19 protein-coding genes are annotated in these 22,041 nt (G+C 72.0%); 8 read left to right on the top strand and 11 right to left on the bottom strand.

Annotated elements, in window-relative coordinates; translation table 11 throughout:
* Positions 1-74: 74 nt before the first annotated feature.
* The 6 genes from F0L46_RS21340 to F0L46_RS21315 form a co-directional block, all read right to left on the bottom strand.
* Positions 75-1,391 carry a phosphoglucose isomerase-related protein gene (locus F0L46_RS21340; RefSeq protein WP_149821380.1) on the bottom strand — a complete coding sequence of 439 codons (1,317 nt, stop codon included), beginning with the start codon at positions 1,389-1,391 and terminating at the stop codon, positions 75-77.
* Between the two features lie 435 nt (positions 1,392-1,826).
* Positions 1,827-3,107 carry a M16 family metallopeptidase gene (locus F0L46_RS21335; protein ID WP_149821378.1) on the bottom strand — a complete coding sequence of 427 codons (1,281 nt, stop codon included), beginning with the start codon at positions 3,105-3,107 and terminating at the stop codon, positions 1,827-1,829.
* An 11-nt stretch (positions 3,108-3,118) separates the two neighbouring features.
* Positions 3,119-4,447 carry a M16 family metallopeptidase gene (locus F0L46_RS21330; RefSeq protein ID WP_149821376.1) on the bottom strand — a complete coding sequence of 443 codons (1,329 nt, stop codon included), beginning with the start codon at positions 4,445-4,447 and terminating at the stop codon, positions 3,119-3,121.
* 93 nt (positions 4,448-4,540) lie between these two features.
* Positions 4,541-5,188, bottom strand: a complete 648-nt coding sequence (locus F0L46_RS21325) for a hypothetical protein (protein WP_149821374.1) — start codon at positions 5,186-5,188, stop codon at positions 4,541-4,543.
* Positions 5,189-5,254: 66 nt separating this feature from the next.
* A complete protein-coding gene (gene lspA / locus F0L46_RS21320; protein WP_149821372.1) occupies positions 5,255-5,773 on the bottom strand; it encodes a signal peptidase II in 519 nt (172 codons plus the stop codon).
* A gap of 17 nt (positions 5,774-5,790) precedes the next feature.
* Positions 5,791-6,123 (bottom strand): hypothetical protein, encoded by a 333-nt coding sequence (locus F0L46_RS21315; protein WP_149821371.1) that lies wholly within the window; start codon positions 6,121-6,123, stop codon positions 5,791-5,793.
* 181 nt (positions 6,124-6,304) lie between these two features.
* Between F0L46_RS21315 and F0L46_RS21310 the strand changes: the two genes are divergently transcribed.
* Both F0L46_RS21310 and F0L46_RS21305 read left to right on the top strand, forming a co-directional pair.
* Positions 6,305-7,297 carry a bifunctional riboflavin kinase/FAD synthetase gene (locus F0L46_RS21310; protein ID WP_149821369.1) on the top strand — a complete coding sequence of 331 codons (993 nt, stop codon included), beginning with the start codon at positions 6,305-6,307 and terminating at the stop codon, positions 7,295-7,297.
* Between the two features lie 108 nt (positions 7,298-7,405).
* On the top strand, positions 7,406-8,884 hold the full coding sequence (locus tag F0L46_RS21305; RefSeq protein WP_149821367.1) for an MDR family MFS transporter: 1,479 nt from the start codon (positions 7,406-7,408) through the stop codon (positions 8,882-8,884).
* Positions 8,885-8,896: 12 nt separating this feature from the next.
* Here the strand turns inward: F0L46_RS21305 and F0L46_RS21300 are convergent, their stop codons facing one another.
* Positions 8,897-9,664: a ZIP family metal transporter gene (locus F0L46_RS21300; protein ID WP_149821365.1), complete on the bottom strand. Its 768-nt coding sequence runs from the start codon at positions 9,662-9,664 to the stop codon at positions 8,897-8,899.
* A gap of 293 nt (positions 9,665-9,957) precedes the next feature.
* Here F0L46_RS21300 and ileS point away from each other — a divergent pair, with 293 nt between their 5' ends.
* Positions 9,958-12,999 (top strand): isoleucine--tRNA ligase, encoded by a 3,042-nt coding sequence (gene ileS / locus F0L46_RS21295; RefSeq protein WP_149821363.1) that lies wholly within the window; start codon positions 9,958-9,960, stop codon positions 12,997-12,999.
* Positions 13,000-13,053: 54 nt separating this feature from the next.
* Here the strand turns inward: ileS and F0L46_RS21290 are convergent, their stop codons facing one another.
* Positions 13,054-13,512 carry a MaoC family dehydratase gene (locus tag F0L46_RS21290; protein WP_276315614.1) on the bottom strand — a complete coding sequence of 153 codons (459 nt, stop codon included), beginning with the start codon at positions 13,510-13,512 and terminating at the stop codon, positions 13,054-13,056.
* A 313-nt stretch (positions 13,513-13,825) separates the two neighbouring features.
* Between F0L46_RS21290 and F0L46_RS21285 the strand changes: the two genes are divergently transcribed.
* Together F0L46_RS21285 and F0L46_RS21280 are read left to right on the top strand one after the other, a co-directional pair.
* Positions 13,826-14,209, top strand: a complete 384-nt coding sequence (locus F0L46_RS21285; protein WP_149821361.1) for a response regulator — start codon at positions 13,826-13,828, stop codon at positions 14,207-14,209.
* Between the two features lie 35 nt (positions 14,210-14,244).
* The gene (locus tag F0L46_RS21280) at positions 14,245-14,817 is read left to right on the top strand and encodes a protein phosphatase CheZ (protein WP_149821359.1); all 573 of its coding nucleotides are present in this window, start codon (positions 14,245-14,247) and stop codon (positions 14,815-14,817) included.
* An 87-nt stretch (positions 14,818-14,904) separates the two neighbouring features.
* Here the strand turns inward: F0L46_RS21280 and F0L46_RS21275 are convergent, their stop codons facing one another.
* Both F0L46_RS21275 and F0L46_RS21270 read right to left on the bottom strand, forming a co-directional pair.
* The gene (locus F0L46_RS21275) at positions 14,905-15,786 is read right to left on the bottom strand and encodes a TIGR01459 family HAD-type hydrolase (RefSeq protein ID WP_149821357.1); all 882 of its coding nucleotides are present in this window, start codon (positions 15,784-15,786) and stop codon (positions 14,905-14,907) included.
* Positions 15,787-15,872: 86 nt separating this feature from the next.
* On the bottom strand, positions 15,873-17,420 hold the full coding sequence (locus F0L46_RS21270; protein WP_188312077.1) for an EAL domain-containing protein: 1,548 nt from the start codon (positions 17,418-17,420) through the stop codon (positions 15,873-15,875).
* A 133-nt stretch (positions 17,421-17,553) separates the two neighbouring features.
* Between F0L46_RS21270 and F0L46_RS21265 the strand changes: the two genes are divergently transcribed.
* Both F0L46_RS21265 and F0L46_RS21260 read left to right on the top strand, forming a co-directional pair.
* The gene (locus F0L46_RS21265) at positions 17,554-17,940 is read left to right on the top strand and encodes a RidA family protein (protein ID WP_188312076.1); all 387 of its coding nucleotides are present in this window, start codon (positions 17,554-17,556) and stop codon (positions 17,938-17,940) included.
* A gap of 61 nt (positions 17,941-18,001) precedes the next feature.
* Entirely contained in the window at positions 18,002-18,223 is a 222-nt protein-coding gene (locus tag F0L46_RS21260) for a heavy-metal-associated domain-containing protein (protein ID WP_149821351.1), read from the top strand.
* A 16-nt stretch (positions 18,224-18,239) separates the two neighbouring features.
* On the opposite strand, the gene F0L46_RS21255 is transcribed toward F0L46_RS21260, so the two are convergent.
* Entirely contained in the window at positions 18,240-19,997 is a 1,758-nt protein-coding gene (locus F0L46_RS21255) for a tetratricopeptide repeat protein (RefSeq protein WP_149821349.1), read from the bottom strand.
* Positions 19,998-20,321: 324 nt separating this feature from the next.
* On the opposite strand from F0L46_RS21255, the gene hisS reads away from it, so the two are divergent.
* Positions 20,322-21,917 carry a histidine--tRNA ligase gene (gene hisS / locus F0L46_RS21250; RefSeq protein ID WP_149821347.1) on the top strand — a complete coding sequence of 532 codons (1,596 nt, stop codon included), beginning with the start codon at positions 20,322-20,324 and terminating at the stop codon, positions 21,915-21,917.
* Positions 21,918-22,041 lie beyond the last annotated feature (124 nt).

Below are 22,041 nucleotides of genomic sequence, written 5' to 3'. Positions count from 1 at the left end.
CATTCCGAGTCAGACTCTGAGGAGCGCTCGAAGAGCGCGTCTCGAAGCACGCACCACCTCGCCACAGCCGTCTCTCACCCCTCCGCAAGGTAGCGCTTGGCGAGGATCTTGCCCTCTTCCACGGCGGGCTGGTCGAACGGGTCGAGGCCGAGGATGTAGCCGGTCAGGATCGTCTCTAGCATGAAGTGCATGAGGAGCTCGCCCATGGCGCGCTCGTCGAGGCGCTCCACATGGATGCGCCGGGTCGGGCGCCCGTTCTTGGCCAGCGTGTCGGCGGTGGCGCGCCCCTGCGCCGCCACGAGGTCGCCGATGGTCTTGCCCGCGAAGCCCGGCTCGCCCGCGCGCTGCGACAGGGCCTCGTCCATGCGCGGCCCGGCGCCTGCACCGCCCGTGGTCAGGATCGTGAACAGCTTGTCCGACGGCCCGCCGAGATAGAGCTGGAGCTGGCTGTGCTGGTCCACGGGGCCGATGGCGGCGACGGGCTGCGTGCCGTGGCCGTCCTTGCCGATGCTCTCGGCCCAGAGCTGCACCCACCAGCGGGTGAAGCGCTCCAGCCGGTCGGCATAGGCCATGAGCACGGTGATCCCCTGCCCTTCCCGCACGGCGGCCACGTTGAGCGCCGCGCCGAGCGCCGCCGGCACCTGCGCCGCGGCCCGCCCCGCGCGCACCGGCTCGTACGCCTCGGCGGCGCCCGCGCGGATCGCCCCGATGTCGAGGCCCATGGCGGCGGCGGGCAGCAGGCCCACATTGGTGAGCACCGAATAGCGCCCGCCGATGCCGGTATGGTGCTCCAGGAAGAACGAGCCCTCCGGCTCCAGAAGATCGCGCAGGGCGTTCTTGCCCCCGCTCCGGCGCGGCTCGGACAGGCCGAGCACCATCTCGCCGGCCCGCGCCCGCAGGCCCGCCCCGTCGAGGGCGCCGAGCACCGCGATCGTCTGCATCAGGGTCTCGCCGGTGCCGCCGGACTTGGAGATCGCGGCAAAGCGCGTGGTCGCCAGCGGCAGGCGCGCGAGCACCCGGTCGAAGGTGATCGGGTCGAGGTTGTCGAGGAAATGGACGCGGGGCCCCTCCGCCAGGCGCCCTGCCGCCGGCACGCCGTAATCGGCGAGCTGCGCCAGGGTCTGCGCCCCGAGGCTCGATCCGCCGGTGCCGAGGAAGACGATGTCCGTGGCGCCATCCGCGAGGCGGCCCGCCGCGGCCCGGATGCCCTCCAGGTCGTCGTCCGTGCGGGGCATGTGCAAGAGCGGCAGCCGGCCCGACGCGTCGTCCTCGCGCAGGCGCGCGAGCGCCGTCTCGGCCCCGGAGAGCGCCGCCTCCAGCGCGCTTTCCGGCACGCCCGCTCCGCCGATGGTGCGGGCGAGCGCGAGGTCGATCGATTGGCTGAAGGGCATCTGCGGCTCCGGGTCGAAATCGGAGCCGGACGATAGGCGAGCGCTCACGCTGCCGCAAGGACAGGGCGTGGGATGGGGTGCAATCCAGCAAGAGGCTCAGGAGATCGGGCGGCGTCCCCACCCGGTCGAGGCATTGCCTTCACAGGGGAGAGGGCGCGCATGCCGATACCGACGCCCCTCTGGCAGCCCCCGCGGGCGATGCCGCTGTCCCCTCTCCCCCCGTAGCGGGGGAGAGACGGAAAGGGGGGTGCGGCGCGACAGCGCCGCCTCCACGGTTCGTCTAGAGGATCGCTTGGTCGTTCTGGTGCACGGCGAGGCTTGCGCCTCGCCGACCCCCCTCTGCCCCTTCGGGGCATCTCCCCCCGCAAGGGAGGAGAGGGGCGGCGTTCACTTCGAGCGGACGACAGCCTCAGATGAGCGCTTCTCGTGCCGGGCTCACAGCCCCACCGGCCGCCCCGCCACCACGACGAGCATCTTCCCGTCGTCGAAGATGCGGCGGGCGGCGTCGCGCACGCCCTCCTGGGTCACGCCGGACACGAGGCCGTTGCGGCGGGCGATGTAGTCGAGGCCGAGGCCCTCGAAGGAGATCTGGGCGAGCTGGTGGGCGATCTTCGTCGAGGTGTCGAAGCCAAGCGCATAGGAGCCGACGAGGTAGTTGCGCGCCTTCTCCAGCTCCTCGTCGCTCGGCCCCTCGTCGCGCAGGCGCGCGCACTCGGACTCGATGACGGACAGGCATTCGGCCACGCGCTCGTTCTTCGTCGCGGTGTAGCCCCAGGTCATGGCGACGCCGCGATAGCTTACGATGGAGGTGCCCACCGAATAGGCCAGGCCGCGCTTCTCGCGCACCTCCTGGAAGAGCCGGGAGGTGAAGGAGCCGCCCCCCAGGATGTGGTTGAGCACGTAGGCCGAGATGAAGTCGGGGTCGCGCCAGGAGATCCCGTTCATGCCGAAGCGGATCACCGATTGCGGCACGTCGAGATCGCAGACGTGGCGCTCGCCGAGCCCCTGGATCCGCGTCGGCTCGACGGGCGCGAGGGCGGAGTCGACGGGCAGGTCGCCGAAGGCGCGGTCCACGAGTTCGGTCAGGCGCGCGCCGTCGATGGCGCCCACCGCCGCGACCTTGACCCGGCCCCGCGCCACGGCGGCGCGGTGGAAAGCCGCGAGGTCGTCGCGGGCGATGCGGGCGACGGAGTCGAGGGTGCCGTTGTTGGGCCGCCCGTAGGCGTGGCCGGCGAAGGCCTCCGCGAAGAAGCGCTTGGAGGCGACCACCCCCGGATCGTTCATCTGGTAGCGCAGGCTCGCCGCCATCTGGCCGCGCACGCGCTCCACGGCGTCGGCGTCGAAGCGGGGCTCGACGAGGGCGAGGCGCAGGAGGTCGAAGGCCTCGTCCGCGTGCTTCACGAGGGTCTTCAAGGAGCCGCCGACCGCGTCGGGACCGCCGTTGAACGACATCTCGATCGCCCGGCCAGCCAGGCGCTCCTGGAAGGCGTCGGCGTCATAGAGGCCCGCGCCCTCGTCGAGCAGGCGCGCCATCATCTGGGCGACGCCGCTCTTGTCGGCGGGATCCTGCGCGCCGCCGCCCTCGAAGGTGAAGGCCAGGGCCACGAGGGGCACCACGTGGGATTCCACGTGCCAGATCTCGATGCCCCTCGGCGTGACGATCCGGTCGACCTGCGTGGGGGACATCTGCTGTGCGGCGAGCGTTGCGGTGGTCATCGAACTTCCAATCAGGACGCCTTGCGCAGCAGGCCGGTGACGGAGCGGCGGGGCAGCAGGTAGCGCTCGGCGACGCCCGCGAGATCGGCCTTCGTGAGCGACTCGATCTCGCCCGGCCAGCGGCGCACGTCCTCGATCGTCTCGCCGATGGCGAGCGCCGAGCCGTAGATGCGGGCGAGCGACGACTGGCTGTCGGAGGCGTAGACCGTCTCGGCGACGAGGCGGTTCTTGGCTCGCTCGATGGCCTCGGGCGACAGGGCCTCGTCCGCGATGGTGCGGATCGTGGCGTCGACCGCCTCCTCGAGGGCGTCGAGGGATACGGTCTCGGCGGGGACGGCATAGACCGAGAAGCGCGTGTCGTCGATGGCGGTGCCCATGTACCAGGCGCCCGCGTTCACCGCGAGGTTCCGCTCCATGACGAGCTTGCGGTAGAAATGCGAGGTCGCGCCGCCGCCGAGCACCTCGGCGAGGAGCTCGAGCGCGTAGCCGTCCCGGTCCGGCGCCGTGCGGCACGAGGGCGTCAGGTAGAGGCGCTGGAGCGTGGGCTGCTCGACCTTCGGGTCGGCCACGCAGACCGAGCGGGCGGCCTGGGGCTGCGGCTCGCGGGGGCGGATGCGCTCGGGCCGCTGGCCGCGGGGCGCGATGGCGCCGTAGGTGCGGTCGGCGAGCCGGCGCACCTCGTCGGTGGTGACGTCGCCCGCCACCACGAGGATCGCGTTCTCGGGGGTATAGAAGCGGCGATAATAGTCGAGGGCGTGCTCCCGGTTCAGCCCCTCGATCTCGTGCATCCAGCCGATGATGGGGATGCCGTAGGGGTGATGCACGAAGAGCGAGGCCGCCATGGCCTCGGAGAGCTGGGCCGACGGGTCGGTCTCGACCCGCATGCGGCGCTCCTCCAGCACCACGTCGCGCTCGGGCGCCACGACCTCGTCGGCGAGCATGAGGCCCGTCATCCGGTCGGCCTCGAACTCCATCATGGTGCCGAGGTGCTCCTTGGCGACCCGCTGGAAATAGGCCGTGTAGTCGAAGGAGGTGAACGCGTTCTCCTGGCCGCCGAGCGACGACACCGCCTGCGAGAACTCGCCCGCCGGGTGGCGCTCGGTGCCCTTGAACATCAGGTGCTCGAGAAAGTGGGCGATGCCCGAGGCGCCGATCGGATCGTCCGCCGAGCCGTTGCGGTACCACACCATGTGGGTCGCGACGGGCACGCGGCGGTCGGGGATCACCACGACGTCGAGTCCGTTGTCGAGGGTGAAGGAGGTGACCTCGGGTCCGCCGCCCTCCGTACGCCCCTGGGGCGGGACGTCGATCCGGGGAGCCGGCGAGGGGCTGGATGACATGGCCTCAATTCCTGAGGAGCGCCCCTGTGCGCGACGGCTCCCTTGACTCGTGAACGGGTCGGCGCCCGTGCGGGCGCCGCATGGGCTGAGCGATCAGCGGCGGGCGCGCTCGGCCTGCTGGCGGTTATAGGCGCCGGGGCTCGCCTCGTCTTCCAGGGAGCCCGGCAGATCGCGGGTGGCGCGGATCGGCGCCCGGGGATCGGGGCGGCGCAGGCCGGACGGCGGCTCGGTGAGCGAGCGGCGCTCGGGCTCGGCGCCGGAGACGTAGGTCTGCTCCGGCACGGTGCCCTGGCTGCGCAGGACGTCCGGGTGGAGCCAGCCCGAGGCCTCGCGCCCGCTGTCGGGGCGGTGCGGCATGGGATCCCGGGTGGCCGCGCCCTGGACGCGGCCGCTGCGGACCTCGTCGATGGAGATGCGCGGATTCTGGTCGTTCATGCGACGGCGCTCGCGCTCCGTCTCGGGAATGGCGGCCTCGCGCTGGCGGCGGCGTTCCCGCACCAGGTCCTGGTCGGCGGGCCATCCGCCGTTCGCCTCGGCGGCGTTCGGCGCCACGGGGGTGCGCAGGGTAGGGCTCGGGGGCACCACGAGCGGCGCGCGCTCGCGATAGTCGATCTGCGGCCGCTCGCCGGGCACCAGGCCCATCGAGCTCAGCACGTCCTTCATGAACACGCCTTCCTGAGCCGACGCGCCCACGACAGACGCCATCAGGCCGAGGCCGGCCAACACGACAATCCGCTTCATACCCGTGCCCCTCGTCGTTGTGTTGCAGCTTTCACGCATTCGCCATTGGCCTGCATCGCGGCAATCCTATGGCGGCGTGACCGTGCCATCGGTTGACGGAGAGGCCGCGCGGGTCCGACGCCCCTCCAGAACGAGGGAGTCATAGAGGAGACCGATCACACCCGCAACGATGCCCGCATCCGCCACGTTGAACACGTACCAGGAGAACGAGCCCGCATGGACGTGGACGAAATCGAAGACCGCCCCGTAGGCGATGCGGTCGATGGCGTTTCCGACGGCGCCGCCCACGATCAGGCCCAGGCTCGCGGCGAGGAACCGGTGGGCGGTGCGCCAAAGCCACAGGGTCAGCCAAATCGACGCAGCGAGCGACAGAACGATCAGGATCCAGCGCCCGAGGTCGTTCTCCTGCTGGAACAGGCCATAGGAAATCCCGCGATTCCAGACGACCACGAATTCCAGGAACCGGGCGACCGTGACCGGCTGGTTCGCCGGGAGGTCGTAGCCGAACAGCAGGAAAAGCTTCGAGGCCTGGTCGAGCACGAGGGTGAGGATCGCGATCGCGAGGCCGAGGCGGGAGGCGGTCATGAGGGCTGGTTCCGGGCTCAGTTGACGGGCGAGCCCGGCGTCGCGTTGAAGGCCGCGACCTCCTCCAGGAAGCGGGCGAGGCCGTCCTCCGCCACGAAGAGATCGTTACGCAGCTTGTCGGAGAGGTCGCCCATCATGTCCTTGCGCCCGAGGGCCACGGCGAGGATCAGGTTGAGCTGCATGAGGTTCACCGTCTGCTGCCGGTGCAGCAGGGCGACGAGCTGATCGAAGGCCCCGCGGGGAACCGCCACCGCATGGTCGGGGTGGAGCGTGCCGATGAGCCGCAGGGCCTCGTCGATGCGCTGCTCGACGGCGGCAACGTTGTCGGAGGCGTCGGGCGCATCGGTCATGGGCGTGGATCCTCGGCTGGCCCGCCGGGGTGGCGAGCGCCCCTCAAGTAGCGCTCGCGGACCCGTTCAACAACAGGCCGGGGCGGCAGGGGCGCTCCGGCCTTCGTCCCGCCCCCGCTCCGCTTGACCGATCCACGCCTTTTGTCGCAGAGGTCCGACCCCATCGCCGGGACGCCGCTCCATGCGCCACGATCCGTCTGCCGCCCACGCCCCCCGCGCCTTCTCCGTCGTGCGCGACGGCGAGCCCGTGCCGGACGCGCTTCGCGGTGCCGTGGTGGCGATCGGCAACTTCGACGGCGTCCATCGCGGCCACCAGGCGCTCATCGGCCAGGCGCGGGAGCTGGCGAAAGGGGCCGGCCGTCCCGCCGCCGTCCTCACGTTCGAGCCGCATCCCCGCCAGTTCTTCGCCCCCGACAAGCCGTTGTTCCGGCTGACCCCGGCGCCCGAGAAGCTGCGCGTCCTGGAGCGCTTCGATCTCGACGGCGTCTTCGTGCGCCGGTTCGACGCAGCTCTCGCGGCGCTCTCGGCCGAGGCGTTCGTGACGGAGCTGCTGCGGCGCGACCTCGGCGCCTCCGGCGTCGTGGTCGGCCACGACTTCCATTTCGGGCGCGGGCGCGAGGGCACCCCTGAGCGGCTCAGGGCGCTTGCCGCCGAGCACGGCCTTGCCTGCCACGTCGTCGACGCCGTGAGGAGCGACGGCGAGCCCGTCTCGTCGAGCGCCATCCGCCGGGCCCTGGAGGCGGGGGACGTCGCCTGCGCCAACGCGCTCCTGGGCTATCGCTGGTTCGTCGAGGGCGAGGTGCGGCACGGGGCGAAGCGCGGCCGGACGCTGGGCTACCCTACCGCCAACATGCGCCTGCCCGACGACTGCGCCCTGCACCACGGCATCTATGCCGTCCGCATGGCGCTGCCCGACGGGCGGGCGATGCCCGGCGTCGCGAGCTTCGGCCGCCGCCCGACCTTCGACCACGGGGCGCCGCTCCTGGAGACCCACCTCTTCGACTTCGCGGGCGACCTCTACGGCCACACCGTCCGCGTCGAGCTCGTCGCCTGGATCCGCGGCGAGGAACGCTTCGACAGCGCCGAGGCCCTGGTGGAGCGCATGAACCGCGATTCCGAGGAGGCTCGGGCGCATCTCGCCCTCCCCGGCGGCGTGCCCTCCGCCATCAGCTGACCCTGGGGGGACCGGGGCCGTCGGAACCCGTTCCATGCACCTGGCGTTTGTCTGGATCGCGCGCGTGCCTCTCGCTTGTGCCCGCCGCCCAGCGTTAAGCTCAGGATCATGGACGCAACCTCTCCGCCGCTCGCCGCGGCGCCCCTGACCCATGGCGAGATCCGCTCGATCATCGTCGGGATCATCCTGGCGATGCTGCTCGCCGCTCTCGACCAGACCATCGTGGCGACGGCGCTCCCCACCATCGGCCGGGACCTCGGCGATCCGCAGCACATGCCCTGGATCGTCACGTCCTACCTGCTGGCCGCCACCGCCGTGACGCCGCTCTACGGCAAGCTCAGCGACATCCACGGGCGCCGGGTGGTTCTGCTCTCGGGCATCGCGATCTTCGTCGTCGGCTCCATCGCCTGCGCGCTCGCCCCCACCATGCTCACCCTGATCCTGGCACGCACGCTCCAGGGCCTGGGGGGCGGCGGGCTCATCTCGCTAGCCCAGACCATCATCGCCGACGTGGTCGCGCCCCGCGAGCGCGCCCGCTACCAGGTCTACATCGCGGGCGTCTTCGTCTCGTCCAGCCTGCTCGGGCCCGTGCTCGGCGGCCTGTTCGCGGATCACCTGCACTGGTCGGTGATCTTCTGGATCAACCTGCCGCTGGGCCTCCTCGCCTATTGGATGACGAGCCGGGCGCTCAAGCACCTGCCGCGGCACGAGCGCCCGCACAGGCTCGACCTCCTGGGCGCCGCCCTCCTCGTCGGCGCCACGGTGACGATCCTCCTGGCGCTCTCCTGGGGCGGGCTGAGCTATCCTTGGCTCTCGGCGCCGATCCTCGGCCTGTTCGCGGGCTCCGCGGTGCTGTGGTTCGCGCTCGCGGCTCGCCTGCGCTCGGCGAGCGAGCCCTTCATCTCGGCCGCGATCCTGGCGAACCCCGTGGTGCGGGCGGGGACGCTCGCGGCGGGCTTCGGCATGGGGACCTATATCGGGCTCACCATCTACATGCCGGTCTATTTCGAGGCGATGCTCGGCTTCTCGGCGAGCGGCTCGGGGCTTGCCCTCATCCCCCTGATGATCGGCACCGTGCTCGGCGCCACCGCGTCCGGGCGGGCCATGGCGCGGGTGCGTCACTACCGGCGCATCCCCGTGGTGGGCCTGAGCGTCGCGATCGCGGGCACCGCGATCCTCGTGGCGATGCCGCAGGGCCTGCCCTTCGTGGGACTCGAGGTGCTGCTCGCGGCGATCAGCCTCGGCCTCGGCACCCTGCTCCCCGTCTCGACGGTCTCGATCCAGAACGCCGTCGAGCCCCACGAGCTCGGCACGGCGACGGGCGTGGCGAACTTCTTCCGCCAGATCGGCGGCGCCTTCATCGTGGCGGTGCTCGGCGCCATCGTGCTCTCGGGCGTCCCCGTGAGCGCCGGCGCGAGCCATGAGACCCTCGCCGGGACGATGCGCGGCGGGGGCGACCTCACCGGCGTGTTCCGCCTCATGTTCGCCGCAGCCCTCACGGGCTTCGCCCTCGCGCTCGTCTTCCTCCTGCGCATGGAGGAGCGGCCTTTGCGCAGCGGGGCGGAGCCCGCGCCGGTGACGGAATAGGCGCGTCGACCGTCAGTCGCCGAACCGGGACAGGGCGAAGGCGACGAGGAGACCCGCGACGACGAGAAGCCCCGTCCCGGCGCGCTCGCCATGCACCGCCTCCGGGATCATCGTGTCGGCGATCATGGTGAGAAGCGCCCCAGCCGCGACCGCGTTCACGGTGGCGACGACCTCCGGCCGGGCGTCGCCCAGGAGGCTCACGCCGAGTGCCGCGGCAAGGCTGCTCGCGAGCGCGATCGCGGTCCACATGCCGAGCACGTAGACCTTGCTGTGCCCCGCCTTGCGCATGCCCACGGCGCTGGACAGCCCCTCGGGCAGGTTCGACAGGAACACCGCCGCGAGCATCGGCAGGCTCACCCCGCTCCCGCCGACGAGCCCTACCCCCAGCACCACGGATTCCGGGATGCCGTCGAGCAGCGAGCCGATGGCGATCGCAAGGCCGTTGCCGCCCTCGTCCTCGCCGGCCCGCGGGCGCGGCTTGGCCGAGCGCTTGCGATGGTGGCCGCCATGCCGCGTCACGAGCCAGTTGGCCACGGTATAGGCGAACGAGCCCGCCAGGGCGCCGCCGACCACGGGCCAGATCCCGCCCGCCTCGAACCCGTCCAGGATGAGATCGTAGGCCACCGCGGAGATGAGGATGCCGCAGCCGAAGGCCATGATGTCGGCCGTGAGCCGCATGGGGAGCCGCACCAGGTAGGCGAGCCCCGCGCCCAGCACGAGGGCCGAGCCCCCGAGCAATCCCCAGAGCCCCGCCTGCAGCCAGACCGGAAGAGATCCCATCCCGCGCCCTCGCCTCCATGCCCGTTCCAGGGCGAGCGGGCGAAACGGCCCCGCTTCGGGGGCAACGTGACGCCTCGCTGAAGCGTTCCGCATTGGCGTGCAACCGGCTTCCCCGCCGCGCGCCTCGCTGCTACAAGCACGCCATGACCGAGAGCCTGCGCCTCATACGGCTGCGAATTAGGCGCCCGGCCTTCGCCTGAGCGCATGCGCCACGCGAGGGGCCGGGTTCGTACCGCTTCGCCTCGCTCCATGCCATCGCGCTCGCCCACCGAGCCGCCGTCCGGGTTCACGTCATGAACGATCGATCGCCCACCCCCGCCGCCCGCGACTATTCGCAGACCCTCTTCCTGCCGCAGACCGAGTTCCCGATGCGCGCCGGGCTGCCGCAGCGCGAGCCCGAGCTCCTGGCCCGCTGGTCCCGGATCGGCCTCTACCGCAAGATGCGCGAGGAAGCGGCGGGGCGGCCCCGGTTCGTGCTCCACGACGGCCCCCCTTACGCCAACGGCCACATCCATATCGGGCATGCCCTCAACAAGATCCTGAAGGACATGGTCGTCCGCTCGCAGGGCATGCTCGGCTTCGACTCGAACTACGTGCCGGGCTGGGACTGCCACGGGCTGCCCATCGAGTGGAAGATCGAGGAGGAGTACCGGGCCAGGGGCAAGGACAAGGACAAGGTACCCCCGGTCGAGTTCCGCAAGGAATGCCGCGCCTTCGCCGAGAAGTGGATCGACGTGCAGCGCGAGGAGTTCAAGCGCCTGGGCGTCGAGGGCGACTGGGCCGATCCCTACACCACCATGGCCTTCGGCGCCGAGGCGCAGATCGCCCGCGAGATCATGGCCTTCGCCCGCACGGGCCAGCTCTACCGCGGCTCGAAGCCCGTGATGTGGTCCTCCGTGGAGAAGACCGCCCTGGCCGAGGCCGAGGTCGAGTACCACGAGAAGACCTCCACCACGATCTGGGTGCGCTTCCCCGTGATCGACACCCTCGACGGCGACCTCGAGGGCGCGGGCGTGGTCATCTGGACCACCACCCCCTGGACGATCCCCGCCAACCGCGCCATCGCCTATGGCGAAGGCATCGTCTATGGCCTCTTCCGGGTGACGGACGCGGCCGAGGACAACTGGGCGAAGCCCGGCGACCGGCTGATCCTCGCCGACAAGCTCGCGGCCGAGGTCTTCGCCGCCGCCCGCGTGGCGGGCTTCGAGCGGGTGAAGGAGGTGCTCCCGGTGATGATCGGGCGCTGCGCCCACCCCTTCCGCGGCATCGCCGGCGGCAACGGCTACTGGGACTACGACGTGCCGATGCTGCCCGCCGACTACGTGACCGACGACGCCGGCACGGGCTTCGTCCACACGGCCCCGGGCCACGGCGCCGACGACTACGTCACCTTCATCAAGAACCGCGAGACCTTCGCCCGCTGCGGCCTCACCGAGGTGCCCCACACGGTGGCGCCGGACTCGTCCTACTTCCCGCACGTGCCGCTCTTTGCCGGCGAGCGGGTCTACGACGCCAAAGGCAAGGACGGCGGCGCCAACGAGGCGGTGATCCGCCGTCTCGTCGAGACGGGCACGCTCGTGGCTCGCGGGCGGCTCAAGCACCAATACCCGCATTCCTGGCGCTCCAAGGGCCCGCTCCTGTTCCGCAACACGCCGCAATGGTTCATCGCCATGGACCGTCCGATCACGGGCGCGGCGATGGAGGCGGCGGGAGAGGCGGTCGGCACCGTGATGTGGCCGCAGAACGAGCCTGCCCCCGGCGACACCCTGCGCCGACGCGCGTTGGATGCCATCAAGACCGTGCAATGGGTGCCCGCCTCCGGCGAGAACCGCATCAACGGCATGATCGAGAACCGCCCCGACTGGGTGGTGTCGCGCCAGCGCGCCTGGGGCGTGCCCATTGCCGTCTTCGTCCAGGAGGACGAGGCGGGCGGCGTGCGGATCCTCGCGCCCGGTCCCGACTTCGCGCGAAGCGAGGAGCTGGAGAACCGCATCGCCGCGGCCTTCGAGGCGCAAGGGGCGGATGCCTGGTTCGAGGGCGACCCGCGCCGCTTCCTGGAAGGGCTCGTGGACGACCCGTCGTCCTGGCGCCCGGTGACGGACATCCTCGACGTCTGGTTCGACTCCGGCTGCACCCACGCCTTCGCCCTGGAGAAGCGCCCCGACCTCGCCACGCGCCGGCGCGTCGAGGGCGGCGACGACCAGGTCATGTACCTGGAGGGCTCGGACCAGCACCGCGGCTGGTTCCACTCCTCGCTCCTGGAGAGCTGCGGCACGCGGGGGCGCGCGCCCTACGACATCGTGCTCACCCACGGCTTCGTCCTCGACGAGCGGGGCCAGAAGATGTCGAAGTCGCTCGGCAACGTCGTGGCGCCCCAGGACGTGATCAAGGACTCGGGCGCCGACATCCTGCGCCTGTGGGTGGCGGCGTCCGACTATTCGGACGATCTTCGCATCGGCAAGGAGATCCTGAAGACCTTCGTCGAGACCTACCGCAAGCTGCGCAACACGATCCGCTGGATGCTGGGCTCCCTGCACCACTTCCACGAGGCGGACCGGGTCGAGCCCGCCGACATGCCGGAGCTGGAGCGCTTCGTGCTCCACCGCCTGGCCGAGCTCGACGGCGAGATCCGCGAGGCCTACGCCGCCTTCGACTACAAGCGCGTGGTGGCGCTCCTCAACGGCTTCATGACGAGCGACCTCTCGGCGTTCTATTTCGACGTCCGCAAGGACACGCTCTATTGCGACCCGCTCTCCAGCCTCGCCCGCAAGAGCGCGCTCACCGTCATCGACCGGGTCTTCGGGTGCGTCTGCGTCTGGATCGCGCCGATCCTCGCCTTCACGGCCGAGGAGGCCTGGCTCGCGCGCCATCCCTCCGAGGACGGCTCGGTCCACCTCCAGACCTTCCCCGAGGTGCCCGCGTCCTGGCGCGACGACGCGCTCGCGGAGCGCTGGGCCCGGGTACGGCGGGTGCGGCGCGTGGTGACCGGCGCCCTCGAGATCGAGCGCGCCGCCAAGCGGATCGGCTCCAGCCTGGAGGCGGCGCCCCGCGTCCACATCGCGGACGAGGGCCTGCGCGCCGCCATCGCCGGGCTCGACTTCGCCGAGGTCTGCATCACCTCGGGGATCGAGATCCTGGCGGGCGAGGGACCGGCGGACGCCTTCCGCCTCGACGAGGTCAAGGGCGTCGCGGTGGAGCCGGCATCGGCCGAGGGCACCAAGTGCGCCCGCTCCTGGAAGGTGTCGCCGGAGGTGGGAAGCGATCCCGACTATCCCGACGTCACGCCCCGGGACGCGCGGGCGCTGCGCGAATGGGACCGGGCCAAGGCGGCCTGAAACCGGACGCCGGGAGCGGCCCGAGGGCGGGGTCGCTCCCGCCCCTGGACCGCCTCAGCCGCGCCGGGGAACCTGCACCCAGGCCTCGCCTTCCAGCACCGCCCGGCCGTCCGCCACGCACTCGCAGAAGAGCCGCGCCCGGCCCCGGGCCGGCACCAGCTCGACGATCTCGACGGAGGCCGTGACCACGTCGCCGATGCGCACAGGGCCGAGGAACTGCAGGCTTTGGGAGAGATAGACGGCGCCGGGCCCCGGCAGGCGCGTGCCGAGCAGCGCCGAGACGAGGCTCGCCGTGAACATGCCGTGGGCGATGCGCTGCCCGAACCGGGTCTTGGCCGCGTAGTCGTCGCAGAGGTGGATCGGGTTGCAGTCGCCGCTCACCTCGGCGAAATCCTGCACGTCGGTTTCCATGACCGTGCGCATCAGCGCGGCGCGCTGGCCGAGCGACAGATCCTCGAAGCAGAGCGCCCGGAACCCCATGGTCGGCGATCCGGCGGGGGAGGTCATCAACATGGGCGGCCCCTTCGATGCTGCAACGCAAAAGCTAGGTCTCACCCGTCAATGCCGCCATCCGACTTTCGTTCGTTCGCGGCTGCGAGACGGCAAAGGGCGGGAACGTGACCCCTCGACCGCCCTCCCCCAACGTCAGCAAGCGCGGGTCCGGAACCGAGACATCCGCCTGTATTCGGGCCGCGCGGGGTTAACTCGATCGAAACCCGAGCCCCGTAATGTCCCGGAACATAGGGACGACCGTAACGGGCCTTCCCTCCGATTCATCAACACCGGGGCACCAAAATCGCCCCTCATCTTCTCCGGAGCAGGGACAATGGCCCTTGATCTGTCGATGCCGATCCTCGTCGTGGACGATTACCAGACGATGGTCCGCATCATCCGCAACCTTCTCAAGCAGCTCGGCTTCGAGGACGTGGACGACGCCTCCGACGGCACCACGGCGCTCGCCAAGCTGAAGACGAAGAAGTACGGCCTCGTGATCTCGGACTGGAACATGGAGCCCATGACGGGCTACGAGCTCCTGCGCCACGTCCGCGCCGACGAGGCGCTGCGCACGACCCCCTTCATCATGGTGACGGCCGAGTCGAAGACGGAGAACGTCATCGCGGCCAAGAAGGCGGGCGTGAACAACTACATCGTCAAGCCGTTCAACGCGGCCACCCTGAAGACCAAGATCGAAGCGGTCTGCGGCGCTTGAGATCAAGCGCCGCTCCAGCGCCCAGGGGGCCGTCCATGCCCGCAATCGCCGCCAAGACCAACGCCACGAGACCCCGGCGCACGGCCGACCGCGATCCGGTCTCCGACGTCCGGCTGATCACCCGCGAGCTTGCCGAGGTCGCCGAGTACATCGCCCACGTGAAGCGGGAGATCGGCGAGCTCAGGGCGAACGAGCTCTACCGGGAGCGCATCCCGACCGCTCACGACGAGCTCGGCAGCGTGGTGAACGCCACCGCCTCCGCGACCCACGCCATCATGGCGGCGGCCGAGGAGATCCTCTGCTCCCAGGAGGACACGTTCGAGACCTACAAGGAGCAGGTCGAGTCCCGCGTGCTGGCGATCTTCGAGGCCTGCTCGTTCCAGGACATCACGGGCCAGCGGATCAGCCGCGTGGTCGAGGCCCTCGGCCAGCTCGAGAAGCGTCTCTCCCGCTTCGCCAGCGCCGTGAACGCCCGCGACTCGGAGAAGGGCCCCGTCGATCCCGAGGATGCCCTGCGCCAGGCCCGCAAGGAGATCCTGCTGCTCAACGGCCCGCAGGACGAGGACGAGGCCATCGCCCAGGACGACATCGACGCCCTGTTCGGCTGACCCGTCCTTGCACGACCAAAGACATGAAAGGCCGGCCCCCGTCAGCACGGGGCCGGCCTTTTCGTCATGCGGGGCGGGTCGTTCCCGTCACCAGACGAGGAGCTCGATCATCGCGGTGGGGCGATGGGGCTGGCGGTTGAGCCAGGGCAGCGCGCGGGCGGGGTCGAGCGGGCCGTGCGACAGGCCCAGATCCTCGGTGTGGATGCCCCGCCCCACGAGGAGCGCCGCCATGCCGAAGCCGGCCGCGCCGGCGATGTCGGTGCGGATCGCGTCCCCCACCGCGAGGATCCGGTCGGGGCCGACGGGACGGCCGCGAATGGCCCCTGCCCGCTCCACGGCCGCCTCGTAGACCGGCCGGTGCGGCTTGCCCGCGTAGAAGGTCTCGCCGCCCATCTCCTCGTAGAGCAGCGCCAGGGCGCCCGCGCAGGGGATGAGCACGTCGCCGCGCTCCACCACGAGGTCCGGGTTGGCGCAGATCATCAGGAGGTCGCGCGCCCGCATGCGCTCGAAGAGAGGGCGGTAGTCCTCGGGCGTGTCCTCGTCGTCGTCGAGGAGCCCGGAGCAGACCACGTAGTCCGCCTCCTCCACGGGCGCGAGGCGCACGTCGAGCCCGTCGAAGATCGGCAGGTCGCGCGCGGGGCCCAGGTGATGGACGGGCTGCCCGGCCCGCTCGGCGACGGCGCGGCGCGTCAGGTCGCCGGAGGTGAGGATGTCGTCGAAGGCGGACCGGGGCACGCCGAAGCCGTCGAGCTGCTCGATCACCGCTCCGCCGGGGCGCGGCGCGTTGGAGACGAGGATGACCGTGCCGCCCCGCTCCCGGAACCGGGTCAGCGCGTCGGCAGCGCCCGGATGAGCCGCGATGCCGTTGTGGAGCACGCCCCAGACATCGCACAGGATCAGGTCGTAGCGAGGCTGCAGCACGGAGAGGCCCGTCACGAGCTCGATCGGGGGCTGGGTCTGGGCGTTCATGGTCACCTCGAATTCCTCCGCATGGCGGGTAGGACCCCGGGGCACGCAAGTCAACGCCGCGACCGGCGGGCCGGGCTCCCCAAGCGTCAGAGCGCGCGGCGCAGGAGCGAGCGCAGCGGCACGCGCTCCCCGGTCCGCGCCGCGCCCGCCGGGACGATGGCGATGCCGGGCTTCTCCTTCGCGGGCGGGGGAGCGGCGGGCGCGGGGGCCGGTGCCGCGGGGGCGCCGCCCAGGACCTCGGGGCGCACGGCCCGGGACGGGGCGAAGACGGTGCCCTGCGCCAGGGGCACGTCGAGCTCGATGAGATCCGGCACGTCGCCCTCGCGCTCGACGCCCTCGGCGACGAGCCGGATGCCGGCGCGGGCGAGCACGGCGGCGAAATCCGCCATCGCGTAGTCGTGCCGGTCGGCGCCGTCCGGCCGCAGGAGCAGGCCCACCGGAACCTTGAGGAAGCGCACGCCCCGGTCCGCGAGCGCGAGCGGGTCGAGCCGCAGGTCGCCCGCCCGGTCGAGGGCGAAGGCCACGCCGCGGCCGCGCAGCTGCGACAGGGCGCCCGCGGTCTCGGCGTCGAGGGTGCGCCAGCAGCGCTGCGAGATGCCGAGGACGAGGCGGCCCAGCACGTCCGGATGGCTCTCCAGCACCCGCCCGAGCGCCCGCAGGAAGCCCGGCGTGCGCAGCGAGGCCGGCGCGAGCGGGCAGGCCACCTGCGCCTCGCTGCCCCGCGCCGCGAGATGACGCGCGAGCGCCGCCGTACGCGCCACCATCTTGGCGTCGAGCTCCGGCGTGAGGCCCGCAGCCTCCAGCACCGGCATGAACTCGGCGGGCGGCAGGATCTCGTCCTCGGACAGGCGCAGATGCGCCTGCACCTCGTAGAAGCGCATCTTGCGCTGCGGCAGCGCCACGACGGGCTGGAGATAGACCTCGACCCGGTCGGCCCTGAGGGCCGCGGCGACGGCGTCCGCCCGGCGCCGGTCGGGCGCGGGCTCCGGGGTGCGCTCAACCGGGCGCTCGACCGGGCGCTCGGGGGGGCGCTGGACCGGAGGCGGCGGGGGCGGCGCGACGGATGCCCTCGCGGGAGTCGCCACGAGGTTCGGCTTGGCGCGGGGCGCCTCCTCGCGCGGTTGGGTAGCCGGACGGGTGTCGAGGACGGGCGCGGACGGGCGCGGCTCGGCGGCGGGCGGCGGCGGCGCGGCGCGGGCGCGCTCCACCAGCCCGTTGATGATGCGGTCCTGCGCCGAGACGCTCACCGCGAGATCCTTCACGAGGCCGCCCAGGAGCGCGATCTCCCCCGTGAGCTCGGCGACGGTGCCCCGCTGCTCGGCGCCCGCCGCGAGCCCCTGATGCTCCAGCCCGGCGAGGCGCGATTCGAGGCGGATCAGGCGCCTGGACAGGGTGTCGATCTCGTCGGACGCCTTGTCGGCGGCCTCCTGGAGGCGCGCGGTCCGGCGCCACAGGAGCACGCCGCCCGCGCCGCCGGCGAGCCCGAGCGCCACCCCGAGGGCGATCCCTGAGACCCCGCCCGGCAGCAGGCTGGGCCCGAAGAAGGCGGCCGCGCCCAGCCCCAGGCCCGCCGCGAGCCCATAGGCCAGCGGACGCCGGATCGGCGTCTCCCCCGTCTTTGTCCCTCGTGCCATGGGCCCGCCCCCGCCCGTCCACGAAACGCACCCGCGAATCGTACTAGAACGTTTGTCGCCGAGACCGGTGGTTGCCGGAAGAGGCCGGCAGGCCACAGGTCCGGGAAAACGTCGTCCCTCCCGAGGATACGCCATGCCACGCTTCTTCAACCCGCCCGACGTCGCGGCCCCGGCCTCCCGCTACAGCCATGGCGCGGAGCATGCCGCCTCGGCCCGCCGTCTCGTGATCTCCGGCCAGGTGGCGGTGCGCGCCGACGGCTCGGTGCCGGAAACGCTGGAGGACCAGGTGGAGCTCTGCCTCGACAACCTGGAGCGCGTCCTGGCCGGCGCCAGCATGGGCGTCGGCGACATCCTGAAGATCAACGTCTTCTGCACGCGGCCGGGCTCGGTGCGCGCGGTGCGCGCCGCCCGCGAGCGGCGTCTCGGCACCCACGCCCCCGCCTCGACCTATCTGGAGGTCGCGGGTCTCGCCGATCCGCGCTTCCTCGTCGAGATCGAGGCGGAAGCGGTGCGCGACTAGCGGTCGGGAACCGGGCGGCGCGGGTCCCGCGTTGAGCCCGGTAAACCGCGTGGAGATGGCGATGAACGACGAGCGGATCGACCTCCTGATGGAGGTGAAGGGCATGACCTGCGACGGCTGCGCCAACGCGGTGCGCCGGGCTGTCCAGCGTCTCGACGCGGGCGCCGAGGTCGAGGTCGACCGCGCCCACGAGCGAGTCAGCATCCGCACCAGCGCGCAGGCCCTCGAGATCGCCGACGCGATCAACCGGGCGGGCTACGAGGCCCGTGCCATGACGCTCTGACGGGGACGGGCCGGCATCAGCCCGGCGGGCGGCCGGCCTTGATGTCCTGCGGCATGAGGGCCGCGAGCTCCGCCTCGAACCGCTCGACCGTCGGGCCATGCCCCAGCCGCAGCACGAGCTCGCGCCTGAGCTCGCGGCGCATGTCGGGCCGGCGCTCCAGGAACGCCGTCATCTCGCTCTGAGCCTCGGCCATGCGGCCCGCCTGCTTGGCGGCGAGCGCCCGGGCCAGATGTCCCATCGCGAACTCGCTCGGGTCGATGCGGGCGGCGGCGTTCCGGGCCGCGGCCTCGTCTCCGGTCATGACCGCGGCCACGAAGAGCGGGAACTGGTACCAGGCGGGCGGCGCGGGGCTCCCCGCGATCGCCCGCGCCATCTGGGCCGCGCCGTCCTGGAAGCGCCCAGCCTGGACGAGGCGGCTCCCGACATTGGCCCGCAGGTCCGCGTCGCCCGGGCTCAGCTCGACGGCCCGGCGCCCCGCCGCGAGCGCGCCGTCCACGTCGCCTTTGTGGAACAGGACGTTCATCACCGCCTGATGGGCCCGCGCGCTCTCGGGCTGGAGCATCACGGCCTCCCTGGCCTCGCTCCAGGCGCGCCCGACGGGATCGGGCTCGGCGTTGTAGCCCGCGCGCGCCTCCTCCAGGGTGATCCGGGACAGATGGGCCTGGGCGAGCGCCCCGCGCGGGGCACGCTCGACGGCGGCCCTCAGGCAGTCGCGGGCCGCAAGATGCGTCTCCCGGCTCGGGCGGCGCCAGTAATCGAAGGTGTCGACGACGCAGCGAAGCGCCGGATCCCGGCCGCCCGCGGCCCTGAGATCGGAAAGCACCACCCCGTAGGGTTGGGCGATGCGGGCCGCGATGCGGCGCGCGGGCGTGAGGCCATCCTCGCCGGGCTCGAGCGCCACCTCCCGCGCCCAGATCACCCGGCCGCCCTGCGCGGCGGTCAGCCGTACATGCGCCAGGCTCACGCCCTCGCGGGACACCGGCCGCAGGGACAGGACATAGGCGCCCGTCGTCCCGGCGAGGTCCGCCGGCTTCTCCACCACCGCCACCTCGCCGAACTCGGCGAGGGCGTCGACCACGTCCTCCCGCAGGCGCGCCGCCTCCGCCCCACCCTCATCGCCCATGACGGCGACCGCGAGGCGGGGCTTGAACAGGCCGGTGTCGGGGGACGGCGCGGCTGGCGCCGGCCGCAGGGGAAGCGAGGCCAGGCCCGCCGTCGTGAAGGCGACGATCGCGAGAACCGTCGCGAAGCGCCAGGGCAGCCGCGAGGGCGGCGGCGCGGCTTGCGCGCCGGGGGGCTTCGGGCGCACGGCGGGACGCGGGGCCGGATCGGGGGCGGGAGGCTCGACCGCGACGGGGGCCGGCTCGTCGGCGCCCTGATCGAGGGCTGCCGGCTCGGGCGGTGCGACGGCCTCGAAGAGCGGCACGTAGGAGCCGCGAGGGATCACGATCCGCAGCGGGTCGCAGGCGCCGGCTTCGCCGTAATAGGCCTCCAGGGCGCGGCGCAGGCGCATGGCCTCCACCCGCACAATGGGGTCCGTCTGCGGATCGAAATCGGGGCCGCGGCCGAGCGCCTGGGTTGCGATCGTGTAGCCCTTGATCTCCGACCCGCGCCCCTCCAGGGCCATGCCGACGATGCAGGTGAGGAAGGAGGCGAGCTGGGGGGCGCCGCGGAAGGCATCGCTCGCCGTCACCTTGGCCAGGGCCTCCCGCACGGCGACCGGGTCGGTCGGCGCAAGGCCGTCGGCGCGGGAACTGGCGCGGCTACCCGACATGAGCGAATCGTGGCCCCGGACGAAGACGGAGGAGAACGTCGTGACGCAGTGTGCAACCGAGCCCGGCTGAAATCCACCGATCGGATGCGTCGATCCAGCCGATCGCCGACCCTCCCCGGCCTTTACCGTCCGGAAGGCCCGTCCTCAATCCGTGATATACCCCATGCCCCCAGGGGCGCGCCCGTGGATTGTCGCCTCAAGCGGCGTCCGCGGTGAAATCGGCCCCTGCCGCGAGGCCGGGCGCGGCGGCGGCGCCCGCGCTTCTTGCCCCCTGTCCCGGCGCGGGGTATGGCCCCCTCATCCCTGCTCCGAGCGGTCAAGCCCATGTCCAAGCCCACCACCCTCAAGGCGCGTCTGCCGCGCGGTTTCGCGGATCGCGGCCCGGCGGATCTCGCGGCGACGAACCGGATGCTGGAGGCGATCCGGGGAACCTACGAGCTCTACGGCTTCGAGGGCGTCGAGACGCCGTTCGTCGAGTTCACCGAGAGCTTGGGCAAGTTCCTGCCCGATCTCGACCGGCCGAACGAGGGCGTGTTCTCGTTCCAGAACGACGACGAGCAATGGCTCTCGCTCCGCTACGACCTGACCGCACCGCTCGCCCGCTACGTCGCCGAGAACTTCGACGCGCTCCCCAAACCCTATCGCAGCTACCGGGCGGGCTGGGTGTTCCGCAACGAGAAGCCCGGGCCGGGGCGCTTCCGCCAGTTCATGCAGTTCGACGCCGACACCGTGGGCGCGGCGACCGTCGCGGCGGACGCCGAGATCTGCATGATGGCCGCCGACACGCTGGAGGCCGTGGGCATCCGGCGCGGCGACTACGTGATCAAGGTGAACAACCGCAAGGTCCTCGACGGCATCATGCTGGCGGCGGGCTTAAGCGGGGACGAGAACGCGGGCCGCCGCCTCACCGTGCTGCGCGCCATCGACAAGCTCGACCGCCTCGGGATCGACGGGGTGCGGCAATTACTCGGCGAGGGCCGCCGGGACGAGAGCGGCGACTACACCAAGGGCGCGGGGCTGGCGCCCGAGCAGATCGAGCTTCTGGCGAGCTATGTCGGCGCGGCCCAGGGCGAGGCCGACATGCTGGTCAAGGCCGCCGTCACCACCGACGTTCCCGACCAGCCCGACGACTACGAGACCATCCGCTGGGAGGACGGCACCCAGATCTACCGGCGCATCGACAACCTGGCCGTGATCCAGGCCATCCGGTCGCTGTGCGAGCCCAACGACACCCTGCTCGAGGGCCTCGACGAACTCATGGCCATCGCGACGCTCGTGCACGAGAGCGGCTACGGCGCGGCCCGCATCCGCATCGACCCCTCCGTGGTGCGCGGCCTCGAATATTATACCGGCCCCGTCTACGAGGCGGAGCTCACCTTCACGGTGGCGGGCGAGGACGGCCAGCCGATGCGCTTCGGCTCGGTGGGCGGCGGCGGACGCTATGACGGGCTCGTCGGGCGCTTCCGGTCCGAGCCGGTGCCCGCCACGGGCTTCTCCATCGGCGTCTCGCGGCTGCTCGCGGCCCTGCAGGCGATCAAGAGCCCCATCGTGACGGGCGCCGCCTCCCATGGGCCCGTGGTGGTGCTCGTGATGGAGAAGGACCGTATCCCCGAGCACCAGCGCCTCGTCGGCCTGCTGCGCGCCGCCGGCATCCGCGCCGAGATGTATCTCGGCGCCTCGGGGCTGAAAGCCCAGATGAAGTACGCCGACCGCCGCGGCAGCCCCGTCGCCATCATCCAGGGCTCCGACGAGCGGGCGCGGGGCGAGGTCCAGATCAAGGACCTCATCGAGGGCGCGAAGGCGGCGCAGAGCATCGCCTCCAACGCGGAGTGGAAGGCCGCCAGGCCGGCGCAGTTCTCGGTGCCGGTGGAGGAGATGGTGGAACGGGTGATCGAGGTGCTGGGGCGCCACGGGGGGTGAGCCCACCTCCTCTCCCCGCCATGCGGGCAGAGGGCCGAGGCCCCCTTCACCGGGGGCTGGGGCGAGGGCGGCAGCCCGAGGGTAAGGGGGCCTTGTCGCCATCGCTCCCCCGTCTGCGCCCCCT

Origin of the sequence: Salinarimonas soli (assembly GCF_008386575.1) — a bacterium.
Lineage (GTDB): Bacteria > Pseudomonadota > Alphaproteobacteria > Rhizobiales > Beijerinckiaceae > Salinarimonas_A > Salinarimonas_A soli.
The sequence above is the reverse complement of the archived record's forward strand: the minus strand, read 5'-3'. Positions and strand labels throughout refer to the sequence as shown.

Excerpts from the sequence above, each read along its gene's own strand:
- ileS (WP_149821363.1), top strand. The coding sequence starts at position 9,958 with ATGAACGATCGATCGCCCACCCCCGCCGCCCGCGACTATTCGCAGACC.
- hisS (WP_149821347.1), top strand. The coding sequence starts at position 20,322 with ATGTCCAAGCCCACCACCCTCAAGGCGCGTCTGCCGCGCGGTTTCGCG.
- F0L46_RS21325 (WP_149821374.1), bottom strand. The coding sequence starts at position 5,188 with ATGAAGCGGATTGTCGTGTTGGCCGGCCTCGGCCTGATGGCGTCTGTC.
- F0L46_RS21280 (WP_149821359.1), top strand. The coding sequence starts at position 14,245 with ATGCCCGCAATCGCCGCCAAGACCAACGCCACGAGACCCCGGCGCACG.
- F0L46_RS21290 (WP_276315614.1), bottom strand. The coding sequence starts at position 13,512 with ATGTTGATGACCTCCCCCGCCGGATCGCCGACCATGGGGTTCCGGGCG.
- F0L46_RS21300 (WP_149821365.1), bottom strand. The coding sequence starts at position 9,664 with ATGGGATCTCTTCCGGTCTGGCTGCAGGCGGGGCTCTGGGGATTGCTC.
- F0L46_RS21270 (WP_188312077.1), bottom strand. The coding sequence starts at position 17,420 with ATGGCACGAGGGACAAAGACGGGGGAGACGCCGATCCGGCGTCCGCTG.
- F0L46_RS21330 (WP_149821376.1), bottom strand. The coding sequence starts at position 4,447 with ATGTCATCCAGCCCCTCGCCGGCTCCCCGGATCGACGTCCCGCCCCAG.
- F0L46_RS21255 (WP_149821349.1), bottom strand. The coding sequence starts at position 19,997 with ATGTCGGGTAGCCGCGCCAGTTCCCGCGCCGACGGCCTTGCGCCGACC.
- F0L46_RS21340 (WP_149821380.1), bottom strand. The coding sequence starts at position 1,391 with ATGCCCTTCAGCCAATCGATCGACCTCGCGCTCGCCCGCACCATCGGC.
- lspA (WP_149821372.1), bottom strand. The coding sequence starts at position 5,773 with ATGACCGCCTCCCGCCTCGGCCTCGCGATCGCGATCCTCACCCTCGTG.
- F0L46_RS21315 (WP_149821371.1), bottom strand. The coding sequence starts at position 6,123 with ATGACCGATGCGCCCGACGCCTCCGACAACGTTGCCGCCGTCGAGCAG.
- F0L46_RS21310 (WP_149821369.1), top strand. The coding sequence starts at position 6,305 with ATGCGCCACGATCCGTCTGCCGCCCACGCCCCCCGCGCCTTCTCCGTC.
- F0L46_RS21265 (WP_188312076.1), top strand. The coding sequence starts at position 17,554 with ATGCCACGCTTCTTCAACCCGCCCGACGTCGCGGCCCCGGCCTCCCGC.
- F0L46_RS21335 (WP_149821378.1), bottom strand. The coding sequence starts at position 3,107 with ATGACCACCGCAACGCTCGCCGCACAGCAGATGTCCCCCACGCAGGTC.
- F0L46_RS21305 (WP_149821367.1), top strand. The coding sequence starts at position 7,406 with ATGGACGCAACCTCTCCGCCGCTCGCCGCGGCGCCCCTGACCCATGGC.
- F0L46_RS21285 (WP_149821361.1), top strand. The coding sequence starts at position 13,826 with ATGGCCCTTGATCTGTCGATGCCGATCCTCGTCGTGGACGATTACCAG.
- F0L46_RS21275 (WP_149821357.1), bottom strand. The coding sequence starts at position 15,786 with ATGAACGCCCAGACCCAGCCCCCGATCGAGCTCGTGACGGGCCTCTCC.
- F0L46_RS21260 (WP_149821351.1), top strand. The coding sequence starts at position 18,002 with ATGAACGACGAGCGGATCGACCTCCTGATGGAGGTGAAGGGCATGACC.